General features: G+C 68.2%; 12 protein-coding genes. 7 read left to right on the top strand and 5 right to left on the bottom strand.

The window, feature by feature from the left end; translation table 11 throughout:
* Window positions 1-46 precede the first annotated feature (46 nt).
* On the bottom strand, window positions 47-526 hold the full coding sequence (bfr, locus tag BST38_RS13595; protein WP_083143885.1) for a bacterioferritin: 480 nt from the start codon (window positions 524-526) through the stop codon (window positions 47-49).
* Between the two features lie 252 nt (window positions 527-778).
* Between bfr and BST38_RS13590 the strand changes: the two genes are divergently transcribed.
* Both BST38_RS13590 and BST38_RS13585 read left to right on the top strand, forming a co-directional pair.
* Window positions 779-1,411 (top strand): fatty-acid--CoA ligase, encoded by a 633-nt coding sequence (locus BST38_RS13590; protein ID WP_083143855.1) that lies wholly within the window; start codon window positions 779-781, stop codon window positions 1,409-1,411.
* Between the two features lie 6 nt (window positions 1,412-1,417).
* Entirely contained in the window at window positions 1,418-1,612 is a 195-nt protein-coding gene (locus BST38_RS13585) for a (2Fe-2S)-binding protein (protein WP_083143854.1), read from the top strand.
* Here BST38_RS13585 and BST38_RS13580 read toward each other — a convergent pair whose 3' ends face one another.
* Both BST38_RS13580 and BST38_RS13575 read right to left on the bottom strand, forming a co-directional pair.
* Window positions 1,613-2,365 (bottom strand): enoyl-CoA hydratase/isomerase family protein, encoded by a 753-nt coding sequence (locus BST38_RS13580; protein WP_083143853.1) that lies wholly within the window; start codon window positions 2,363-2,365, stop codon window positions 1,613-1,615.
* On the bottom strand, window positions 2,362-3,102 hold the full coding sequence (locus BST38_RS13575) for an EthD domain-containing protein (protein WP_165761587.1): 741 nt from the start codon (window positions 3,100-3,102) through the stop codon (window positions 2,362-2,364). The genes BST38_RS13580 and BST38_RS13575 overlap by 4 nt, the downstream gene beginning before the upstream one ends.
* Window positions 3,103-3,133: 31 nt before the next feature.
* Here BST38_RS13575 and BST38_RS13570 point away from each other — a divergent pair, with 31 nt between their 5' ends.
* Window positions 3,134-5,143 (top strand): FUSC family protein, encoded by a 2,010-nt coding sequence (locus tag BST38_RS13570; RefSeq protein WP_083143852.1) that lies wholly within the window; start codon window positions 3,134-3,136, stop codon window positions 5,141-5,143.
* Here the strand turns inward: BST38_RS13570 and BST38_RS13565 are convergent.
* Both BST38_RS13565 and BST38_RS13560 read right to left on the bottom strand, forming a co-directional pair.
* Entirely contained in the window at window positions 5,115-5,741 is a 627-nt protein-coding gene (locus BST38_RS13565; protein WP_083143851.1) for a PaaI family thioesterase, read from the bottom strand. The two genes, BST38_RS13570 and BST38_RS13565, sit on opposite strands and share 29 nt — an antisense overlap.
* Window positions 5,742-5,772: 31 nt before the next feature.
* A complete protein-coding gene (locus BST38_RS13560; protein ID WP_165761590.1) occupies window positions 5,773-6,336 on the bottom strand; it encodes a TetR/AcrR family transcriptional regulator in 564 nt (187 codons plus the stop codon).
* A 118-nt stretch (window positions 6,337-6,454) separates the two neighbouring features.
* Between BST38_RS13560 and BST38_RS13555 the strand changes: the two genes are divergently transcribed.
* Genes BST38_RS13555 through BST38_RS13540 form a run of 4 tightly spaced genes read left to right on the top strand, consistent with a single transcriptional unit; the run spans window position 6,455 to window position 11,278 of the window.
* The gene (locus BST38_RS13555; RefSeq protein WP_083143849.1) at window positions 6,455-7,945 is read left to right on the top strand and encodes an FAD-dependent monooxygenase; all 1,491 of its coding nucleotides are present in this window, start codon (window positions 6,455-6,457) and stop codon (window positions 7,943-7,945) included.
* A 52-nt stretch (window positions 7,946-7,997) separates the two neighbouring features.
* Window positions 7,998-8,591 (top strand): TetR/AcrR family transcriptional regulator, encoded by a 594-nt coding sequence (locus BST38_RS13550; protein WP_083143848.1) that lies wholly within the window; start codon window positions 7,998-8,000, stop codon window positions 8,589-8,591.
* A complete protein-coding gene (locus BST38_RS13545; protein ID WP_083143847.1) occupies window positions 8,584-9,654 on the top strand; it encodes a hypothetical protein in 1,071 nt (356 codons plus the stop codon). Before BST38_RS13550 ends, BST38_RS13545 begins: the two co-directional genes overlap by 8 nt.
* The gene (locus BST38_RS13540) at window positions 9,581-11,278 is read left to right on the top strand and encodes a tetratricopeptide repeat protein (RefSeq protein ID WP_083143846.1); all 1,698 of its coding nucleotides are present in this window, start codon (window positions 9,581-9,583) and stop codon (window positions 11,276-11,278) included. The genes BST38_RS13545 and BST38_RS13540 overlap by 74 nt, the downstream gene beginning before the upstream one ends.
* Window positions 11,279-11,281 lie beyond the last annotated feature (3 nt).

Below are 11,281 nucleotides of genomic sequence, written 5' to 3'. Positions count from 1 at the left end.
GTGGCGCGCCGGGGCAGGATTTCCCGCGCGCGGCGTCTCTAATCGGTTACTGCGGCGGCCGCGACACGCACTGGGCCAGATACAGCTCCTCGCCGAGCTTGTTCATCAACTCCAACTGTGTCTCGAGGTAGTCGATGTGCAGTTCCTCGTCGGCGAGGATCTTCTCGAACAGCGTGGCCGAGGTCGCGTCACCCTTGTCGCGGCACATGATGATGCCCGGCTTCAGGCGCGCGACGACCTCCTTCTCGATCTCCAGGTCGGCCTCGAACTGCTCGCGCACGGTCTGCCCGACGCGCAGCGAGAACAGCCGCTGGTAATTCGGCAGACCGTCGAGGATCAGGATCCGGTTGGTGATCTCCTCCGCGTGAACCATTTCTTCGAACGATTCTTTGCGGGTGTGTTCGGCCAATTCGGTGAAGCCCCAATTGTCCTGCATCTTCGAATGGAGGAAATATTGGTTGATCGCCGTCAGTTCGCTCGTCAATTGCTCGTTGAGCAATTTCAGAACTTCGGGATCGCCTTGCATCATCTGCTCCTAAGAACATCGTGGGCCGAGGGCGTGCGCTATCTGCACGGGCTGAGTGCGAGCACATTTCAATCTAGTCCAAAGGGGCGCCGGGAACGAGGCACAAAACCCGGTCTTTTCGCCCCGTCCGGGTGGTTCGCCGGATCGTCCGGCGACTCCAGTCGCAGATCAGCGCGGAAGTCTGGACTGCCTACGCTAAGTAAGGTTAGACTGCGCTAACGTTTTTTGCCGGACTATAGGTAAGGGTAACCAATGGGTGAGTACGACTTGCACTCATTCATTCTTGCCTGTGATTTCAAGGTCGACGATGTCGACGTGATGTGGAAATGGCTCGAAAAGCACCGCGACGGCCTCGCCTCGATCGGTGCCCATCACGTCGTGTTGTACGAATCCATTTGGGAACCGCGCCGTGTACTCGCCACCATCGGAATTCACCACGCGCGCTCCATTCGAGAGGTACTGAGATCGCCGGCGATCTTCGAATGGTTCAACATTTCCGGCGCAGACGATATCCCGCCGGTATTCGGCGGGGAGGTCGTCGAGAAGATCGACCTGCTCGGTGACGGCTCAGAAGGACACGTGGGCCGCGTGGTGGTCGGCGTGATGTCCTCGGTCGACGACGTCCCGACGCTGATGGACAAGGTGCACGACGGACTCGACCGGTTCCGCCGCGGCGGGGTCCGCAAGATCTGGGTCTACCGCGCCCTCGACGACGGCCAGGAGGTGTTGATCCTGCAGGAGATCGCCGACGAGGCCAGCGCCAGGCAGTGGATCGAGCATCCCGATGCGGCCGCCGAGTGGATGGCCAACGCGGGCATGGGCCCCTACCCGACCCGCTTCGTCGGCCGGTTCGCCCACCTGATGAGCGTCGGCGGGCAGGGGTAGCCGCGCATGTTCGTCTGCCTCTGCACCGGGACCACCAGCCATGTGGTCCACGAAGTGGTGGCCAACGGTGCACGGACCTCGAAAGAGATCGCGGAGGCCTGCGGCGCGGGCGGCGATTGCGGCAGATGCCGGCGAACTCTGAGGACGATCATCGAGGCACACTTCCAGGCCGTCGACTGCAAGCGCGAAAGCGTGGGCTGATCAGCCCTTCCCGGTGAACTCGGCCAGCGCGGCAGCATTGGCGGCACCACCGAGAAGTTCCTGGAAGTGTGCGTTCTCCCGCTCGGTGGCCGCGGCGATCTCGTCTCGATACGGCGCCACCATCGTCTTCTTCACCGCGACCAGGCTCGGAATCGAGCGGGACGCAAGGATTTCGGCGTGCCTGCGCGCCTCGGGCAGCAGGTCGTCGGGCTCGCACACCTTCCACGCGATGCCCATCTGCTTCGCCTCCTCGGCGCCCACCCACTCCGACGACAACAGCAGCCAGGCGGCATTCTGCCGTCCGATCAGCTGCGGCAGCAGATACGACGATGCGGCTTCGGGTGCCACACCGAGGCTGGTGAACGGGCACTTCAACCGCGCAGTCGAGGACATGAAGACCAGATCGGCGTAGCCCAGGATCGTGGTGCCGATACCGAGCCCGACCCCGTTGACCGCACAGATCAACGGCTTGGGCAACTCGATGAGGGCGTCGATCATCGTGGTGAAGTGGCTGCCCTCGGAGGTCAGCGACCCGTCGGCGATACCGGCCTGCATCTCCTTGAGGTCGTTGCCCGCGCTGAACGCGCGCCCTGCCCCGGTCAGCAGCACCACGGCGACCTCGGGGTCCTCGGCGGCGTCACGCAGCGCCGTCGCGGTGGCGAGATAGAGCTCCTGGTTGAACGCGTTGAGCGCCTCGGGCCGGTCGAACACCAGCGTGCGGACCCGGTTCTCGTCGCTGATCTGCAAAGTCACGGCTGCAGGCTATCGCGGCCGGCCGTCGCATCGGGCGAAGCCGGGAACGGGTCGCGCAGCACGTAGCGGCTCGTCGGCACGGTGTCGACGTTTTCGTTGGCCCCGAACGCCGTGGTGCTGGCCACCATCCTGGACATCCGATCACTCAGATCGGCGTCGTCGGCGGCACCGAAGAACGCGTGCAGGTCGGCGGTGGCCTCGATCGGGAACAACTCCTCGACGATCGCGTCGACCGGCGCGGCGTCGTCGGTCAGCGCGCGCACCACCGTGTTCTGGACATACCCGAACGTCGCCTGGGTGTCGATCGCGACCTGGGTGTGGTCGTGATGCCAACGGTGCAACCATGTGCGCTCGTCGAGTCCGCCCGGTCTGCGCAGCAACGCGACGTTGGCCAGCCCCGGCGTCCGCACGCCCGGGTCGGTCCGCGGACCGGGCAGCGGCACCGACTCGGTGACCAGGTACGCCGCGGCCTGGTCGCACAGCTCCGCCAATACCGTTGTCGCGGTGCGGATCTGCTCACCGTAGTATTGCGGCGTCCACATGCTGACCAGTGCGATCACCGGCGGTTCGAGGGTCGTCAACGTCATCAGCGAATCGGTCACCGCCGCGTCGCGCACGTTGACGGTCAGCCCGGGCGCACCGGTGGCCAGCAGTTGCCGGGCGACGTCGGTGCGCAGCCGGGTGCACCAGGCCTCGTCGCCGGGCGCGCCACGCAGGGTGATCATCACTTTCTCCACCCGGCGAACATAGCCGGGTCAGAATGGACGAGTGATCAAGGGTCTCGCGATGCGTCCGGCGCTGCCGGATCTCGCTGCGGCCTTACGCAGTCTGGTTGCGGTGGCGGCGATCACCGCGATCGCGATGCAGTGGGGTCCACCGGGTTCGGCCACCACCGCGGGCGGAGCCGCCGCGATCGCCGGTGCTTGCGCGTTCCAGGACAGCCCTCGGTCCCGCGTGCCGCTGGTGTATCTGGCCTCGGCGCTCGCCGGTGTCGCGGTACTGCTCGGTGCGCTGACCGCCTCGGTCCCTGTGCTTTTCGTCGTCGTGGCGGCGGCGTGGTGCGCCGGCGCGGCGATGCTGTGGGCGAACGGACCCAACACCGGACTGCTCGGCGCCGCGTCCGGCGCGTTGCTGGTCGGCGCGCAGGTGGCCCCGCCCGCGCTGACTGCCGCACCGTGGACCGCCGCCCTCGCCGTTGCCGGCGCACTGACCCAGGCCGCGGTGATCGCGATCTGGCCGCCGCAGAGATGGCGGGATCAGCGCGATGCGGTGGTCACCGCCTACCGGTCGCTGGCCACCGACACGCGCCGCCTCGTCGAGGACCGGGACGGCTGGCGCGTCGACACCGAACCGCTGGTCGCACTTCGCGAGGCATTCACCAGGACCACGCGTCCGACATCGCGTCGGCCGGCGGATTACCGCGGTTGGTACGCACTGCCGGAACGCATCGCCGCGACGTTGACCGACATCGCCTCCGGATCCCGGTCCGACGCATTGGATCGGGCCCTGGAAGAGGCCGCCGACACGATGATGGCGGTGGCCGACACCAGCCGTTCCGGGCGGGTCCGCACCGACGTGGCGATCACCCGGTTCGACTCCGTGGTCGACGATGTCGAGGGTCCGGAATCCGGCCCGGTCCAGCGGCTCTCGGCGCTGTTGCACGAAGTGGTGGCGATGCGTCTCGGTGACTTCGTTCCGTCCACCCCCGACGCGGTCCGGCTGCGCCGGTCAGAACTGCCGTCGTCGGTGCGCGCGGCGATCGAGACCGTACGGGGGCACCTGCGGCAACGCTCCCCGGTGCTGCGCCACTCGGCCCGACTCGCCGCGGCGATCGTCGCCGGCTGCGCGATCGAGCACCTGGCCCATGTGCCGTACGGATACTGGATTCCGCTGACCGTGCTGCTGGTGTTGCGACCGGAGACCGCGCACACCTATACGCGCTGTGTCGGCCGGTTGGCGGGCAGCCTCGTCGGCATCGTCGCCGCCTCCACCGTGCTGATCCTTCTCGACCCGCCCACATGGGTGTCGGCGGCCTTCGCGGTGGTCGGGATCGCGTCCGCCTACCTCGTGTCGGGGCTGGGGTTCATCGCGATGTCGTCCGCGGTGGCGGCGGCCGCGGTGTTCCTGCTCGAAGTGAGCCGCGACGGCGCGCCGCCCTCGATGACCGACCCCGTGCTGGCCACGCTCATCGGCGGCGGACTCGCGGTCGTCTCGCACGTCGTGCTGCCCGACGATCAGCTGACGCGACTGGCGCAACGTGCCGGTGAGCTGCTCAAGACCGAGATCGACTACGCCGCAACGGTGATCAAGGGCTACGTGCACGTGATCGAGCATCCCGCCGACGCGCTGAGCGCCGCATGGCAGCGGGCGTACCGGGCCAGGGCGGCGTTCGAGGCGACATCGGGCGCGATGCGGATGGAGGCACCCGAGTTGCGGCACTGGCTGCGCTCCTACCGCACGGCGGTGAACTCGCTGACGGCGTCGTGCGCCACGTTGGAGGCGAACCTGCCACAGGGTCAGCCGACGATCGAAGACCGTCAGTTCGCGGTCACGGTCGACGAATACGTGGAGGCGCTGTGCGGGGACCCGCCGACGGCGGCGTCGCCGTGGACGGTCGACTCCGCCGAACTGGAGGCCGCGGCCCAGCGGCTGCGGGAGGCCGCTGCGCGGTACGGCGCCGACGACGGGTCGTCACGCGTGCTCGTCGCCGAGGCCAGCGCGATCGCGCGCCATCTCAACGCGATCGAGGTCATCCCCGCGCCCAGCGCGGCTCGATGAACACCGCCTCGGCCTCCACGGTGATTCCGGTGGCGTCGGCGATGTGCCCGACCGCGTAGGTCTTGAACCCGTCGGTGTGGGTCACCCGCGCCTCGGAATGCAGCCGGCCCAGCGGCGTCAGGCGCCGGTAACGCACCGTGATGGTGCCGGTCAGGCGGTGCGCACCCGGCTTGCTCGCCGCGTCGCCGAGGATGTGGTCGAGGATCTTGGCCGAGACCCCGCCATGCACATGCCCCGGCGGCCCCTCGAAGGCCGCCCCGAGATAGAAGTCGCTGCGGGCCCCGCCGTCGCCGTCCTTGTGGATGACCAGCGGCGGCGCGCTCGGATTGCGCACTCCGATCACCGCGTTGCCCCACGGCATCGACTGGCCGTCCGCTCCGGTCTGGACCCCGAACGACCCTTCGCACTGCACAGCCCGTAACCGCGCGGTGGCGGAGTCGATCTCGGCCTTGGCGGCTGCGACGGCGTCGGCGTCCACCTCGGTGCGGATCGTCGCATCGATCAGTTCGCGCACCGACTGGGTGAGGGGTTCGTACACAGCACGCAACCGGGCGATGTCGGCTGCGCTCAATCCGTCCACGTGGGTGTAGTCCAGCACCCCTCGACTAGAACACGTGTCAATCCGGGTGTCACCGCGGGGGTGGCCCGACGAGCAGATCGCGGATGATGGGGCGCGCCCACCGCTTGAGTTCCTCGTGGCCGAGGGCGGCGACCGCGGGCGCCTTGATCACGTAGCGGGTGGTCGCCATCCCGATCACAAGTGAGCCGATCAGCGCGGCACGCGGACCCGGATTGTCGGTGACGACCTTGGACATGGTCGGCGCCACCTGGGTGGCGAACACCTGACGCATGGTCTCGGCGGCCGCGTCGCTCGTCATCGCCGCGCGCAGGAGAGCGATGAAGGTGGAGTCACGCTCCCAGACTGCGAAGAACCGCTCCAGCAGCGCGTCGGCCATCTCATCCGGGGTCAGCTCGGTGAGGTCGGGCAGGTGGAGCTCGAACTCCGCTGCTGCCGCGAAGAGCTGCTGCTTGTTTCCGAAATACCGGATCACCAGGGCCGGGTCCACGCCGACGTCGGCGGCGATGGCCCGCAGCGTGGTCCGGTCGTAGCCGTCGGCCCCGAACCGCGCGCGGGCGGCGGTCAGGATGCCCGCCCTGGTGGCCTCGGCGTTACGCGGTCTCGTCATGGGCAGAGCATAAGTCACCAGATGTTGACTTATGTCGCCATCGGCCTATCGTGTAAGTCAACAGTCGTTGACTTAGAGCAGTGTCGACTTAGAGCAGCGTCGACTTAGCGCAGAGGAGTTCACCATGGCCGGTCAGCCGCCGTCGGCATCCACCTCCGTTCTGATCGCAGGGGCTGGGCCCACCGGCCTGACCGCGGCGCTCGAGCTGTCCCGGCTGGGCGTCGCCGTCCGCATCGTCGACCGCGCCGAGCGCCCCTCCCCGGAGTCACGCGCACTGGCCGTGCAGGCGCGCACGCTGGAACTGCTGCGTGTCCGCGGTGTCGGCGACCGGATGCTGCCGCTGGGCAATCGGGCCGGCAGCGCAACGCTGTACGCGGCGGGGCGCCGTCTCGCGTCGATCGAGTTGCACCGAATGCCCAGCGAATTCAACTTCATCCTGATGCTCGCGCAATCGGAGACCGAACGACTGCTGACCGAGCAGCTTGCCCGGCAAGGCGTCAAGGTGGAGCGTGGCGTGACGGTCACCACGGTGCGGGAGTCGGCCGAGGGCGTCGACGTCACGATGCGCAGCAGCGGCGCCGACGAGACCGTGCGCGCTTCGTACGTCATCGCGGCCGACGGCCCGCACAGCACGATCCGCAGAGCCCTGGGACTCGGGTTCGCCGGGCGCACACTCCCCCACAACTACGTGCTGGCGGACCTGCACATCGACGGCGATCTACCGTCCGATGAGGTGTCGATCTTCCTAGCCGCCAACGGATTCTTCGCGGTGTTCCCGATGGGCGGCGGCCGGTTCCGGCTGATGGCGACCGATCCCGGCGGGGTGGCGACCGATGCGGGCGAGGTCGGACTCGCACACATCCAGGTGCTGTTCGACCGGGTGGTGCACGTGCCGGCGCGGTTGCACTCGATGAACTGGAGCTCACGGTTCCGGATCAACAGCAGGCACATGAAGACACTACGGAAGGGTCGGGTGTTCTTCGGCGGAGATGCGGCCCATGTGCACAGTCCGGCGGGCGGGCAGGGTATGAACCTCGGGGTGCAGGACATGATCAACCTGTCCTGGAAGCTGGCGATGGTGCTCGACGGCCGCGCGAAAACCGCGGTGCTGGATACGTATTCCCCAGAGCGGCTGCCGGTGATCCGGAAGGTGATCGGGTTCACCGAGATCGGTACGCGCGTCTTCAACTCGACCAATCGTGCCGTACACGAGGCGCGAATCCGTATGGCGCCGAGAGCGCTTGGGCGATCGCGGGTGCAGGAGGCGGCCGCGGCGATGTTCGGGCAACTCTCGGCGGATTACCGGGGCGGGCCGTTCGGGGCGGGTGACCGGGTGCCCGACGCGGACGGGCTGTACGACGAACTCGACCTCGGCGCGCTGACGTTGTTCACCGACGACGCGACGGCCCGCGACGCGACCCGTCGGTGGGACGGGGCGGTGACGGTGCGGCCGGGCCGCGACGACGGGTGGCTACTGGTTCGGCCCGACGGCTATCTGGCGGCACGCGGAGATACCGGCGACATCGCCGCGTTGACGGACTTCCTGCGGGAGTGGTTCGTGGCCCCCGGTGACGTGGGTATGGCCGATCACACGGACGCGCACAAGGTGACTTAGTCGACCTACCTTTTCGTGGACAACTGTAAACAAAGTCCTCTAACCTCACGTCATGCGCTTACGCGGCCGCAGTGCCGATCCACGTGCGGAACGGGTCCATACCCGGCTCCGGGATGCGGCGTTCGCACTTGCCCACGAGCATCCGGTGGACGCGATCTCGGTCGGCGATCTGACCGCGCACGCCCAGGTCAGCCGTCAGGTCTTCTACCGCCATTTCCGCGACCGCGACGATGTGGTGGCCGCCGCATTCAGCCACGCCTTCGATTCCGCCATGCCCATCTACGACGGCACCGACGCGCGCGCACGGATTCTCGAGTTGTTCGGGTTCGCCGCGAAGCATTCGCCGTTGTGCCGCAACGCCGTATCGAGCACCGTCCACCAACATGTGCTCGTCACCTACCGCGACGCACTGGTCACACCCTGCCGCCAGATCGCCGAACAGGGCCTCGCCGTGCTCGACGCGGTCTCCCCTGTTCCAGCCGACGCGGTCACCCGCTTCCTGGTGGGCGGGTTCGTGGAGGTCCTGAGGTCCTGGATGGAAGACCCGGACGCCACCGATCTGCACGCCCGGGTGCGCGCGGCACTCGACACCGTCGACGCACTGCTGGGCACTGCGTCGATCCAGAAAGGACCCGACCGTGGGTAGACACCACTCACCGGAACTCCCCCCGATCCGCGATCGCGCCGCGATCCGCACCACGGTGCTGGCCCTGGCCGGGCTGACCGTCTTCGTGCTCGCGATGGTGGCGAGCTATTCCGGCGCATTCGCCAAACCGACGCTGCATCACATGACGGTGGCGGCGTCCGGGCCGGCGACCTTCGTCGACGGTCTGCGCCAACAGGATGTGTTGACGGTCAACGAGTTCGGCGACGCCGCCGGCGCGAGGGCGCAGGTCCTCGAGCGCAAAGCCGACACCGCATTCGCCGTGGACCCCGAGGGCAGGATGACGATCTTCGTCGCGGGTGGGGGCGGCCACAGCGTCGCGGTCGCCGCCGAATCGGTCGGCCGACAGGCCGCCGAGCAGGCCGGTCTCGCCGCGGTCGTCGAGGACGTCGCGCCGACCTCGGCCGGCGACCCGTCCGGAACCGTCGAGTTCTACGCGGTCATCTTCCTCTCGATCGGCGCGTCGCTGGGTGCGGCGCTGCTCGGACGGTTGATGGGTACGGTCCGCACGCCGGTGACGCTCGCGCTGCGCACCGTGTCGCTGTCGGTGTTCTCGGCGGTACTGGCCGGACTGGTGACCCTCTATGTCGGCCCTGGGCTGGACGCGCTGACCGCGCACTCGTGGCAGGTCTTCGGCGTGCTGTGGCTCTACGCGATCGCCGTCGGCGGCGCCATCACCGGGGTCGCGACCGCGTTCGGGGCGGTGCCGTCGGTGGCGCTGGGGCTGTTCCTCGTCGTGATCGGTAACGCCGCGGCGGCGGGTCCGGTGGGACGCCCGCTGCTGTCGGGGTTCTATTCCACGTTCACCGATGTGGTCCCGCAGGGATCCGGGGTCGAGTTGCTGCGCAGTATCACCTATTTCGACGGACACGGTGCCGTGGCACCACTGTTGACGCTGGCGGCGTGGGCCGCAGCAGGGGCTTTCCTCGCAATCTGCGCGACCGCAGCCAGGGTGAATTATCGTGCGGTGTATGACCGCCGCGTCGAGCGTGCCGAACGAGGCCGAACCGTACTACGACCTCGGCTCGTATCATCGCCGGACTGACACCACATCCGAGAGCGCGCAGATCTGGTTCGACCGCGGCATGGTCTGGTCGTACGCGTTCAACCACGAGGAAGCCATCCACTGCTTCGAACGCGCGCTGGAACTCGACCCGGACTTCGCGTTCGCCCGCTGGGGCATCGCCTACGCGGTCGGGCCGAACTACAACAAGGGCTGGGAGGCGTTCGACCCCGTCGACCTCGCGGCGTCGCTGGCGCGGGCACGCAGGGAACTCCGGCTCGCGGCCAAAGGGCGGGCCTCGGTGCTCGAACGGCGCCTGATCGACGCGCTCACGGCCCGCTTCCCCACCGGCGATCCGGCCGACGCAGACACGTTGACCGCCGGCCACACCGCCTACGCGGATGCGATGGCCGCGCTGGCCGCCGACCACCCCGACGACGTCGACGTCGCGGCACTGGCGGCCGACGCGCTGGTCAACGTCACCGCATGGGCGTTGTGGGACAGCCGAACCGGTGAGCCCGCGCCCGGTTCCCGTGTCGTGGAGGCCAGACGCCTCCTCGAGGACGCCCTCGCCACCGAGGCCGGCCGCAGGCATCCGGGAATCCTGCACCTCTACATCCACACGATGGAAATGTCGACCACACCGCAGGCCGCCCTGCCCGCGGCGGACCTCCTGCGCGGCCTGGTCCCCGACGCCGGCCACCTCCAGCACATGCCCAGCCACATCGACGTGCTGTGCGGCAATTACCGGGATTCTGTGGTCGCCAACCTGGCCGCGGTGCAGGTGGACCACCGCTTCGTCGAAACGCGAGGACCGCTGAACTTCTATTCGCTCTACCGGGCGCACAACCTACACTTCGTGGTGTATTCGGCGATGTTCGAAGGGAATTCGTCGATCGCGCTGCGGGCCGCCGACGAGCTCGCCGAACAACTGACACCGCAACTGCTCGCCATCGAGTCACCTCCCATGGCGGACTGGCTGGAAGCGTTCGTCCCGCTGCGCGTCCACGTACTGGTGCGGTTCGGACGGTGGGAGGAACTGATCGCCACCCCGCTGCCCGAGGACACGTCGCTGTACTGCACGACCACGGCGACCATCCACTACGGACGGGGTGTCGCGCACGCGGCGAGCGGCAACCTCGACCAGGCATGCGCCGAACGCGACTCGTTCGCCGCCGCCTATGCGCGGATCCCGGAAAGCCGTTATCTGTTCAACAACACCAGCCGCGACATCCTGGCGGTGGCCGCAGCCATGCTGGACGGTGAGATCGACTACCGAGCCGGGAAATTCGACGAAGCGTTCGCACATCTGCGGCGGGCGGTCGAGCTCGACGACTCGCTCCCGTACGACGAACCCTGGGGATGGATGCAGCCCACCCGGCACGCGCTCGGCGCGCTGCTGCTGGAGCAGGGCCGGGTCGAGGACGCCGCCGCGGTGTACGCCGCCGATCTGGGGCTGGACCCGACGCTGAGCAGGCCGTGCCAGCACCCGGGCAACGTGTGGAGCCTGCACGGCCACCACGAGTGCCTGACCCGGCTGGGCCGCGACGCCGAAGCCGTGATCATCGGCAAACAGCTCGAACTCGCCGCCGCCCGCGCCGACGTGCCGATCGCGGCCTCCTGCGCATGCCGGCTGGATGTCGCCGCGAGATCCTGCTGCGATTGACAG

Origin of the sequence: Mycolicibacterium parafortuitum (assembly GCF_002086815.1) — a bacterium.
GTDB classification, from domain to species: Bacteria; Actinomycetota; Actinomycetes; order Mycobacteriales; family Mycobacteriaceae; genus Mycobacterium; species Mycobacterium parafortuitum.
This window is presented reverse-complemented; position numbering and strand designations above follow the sequence as displayed.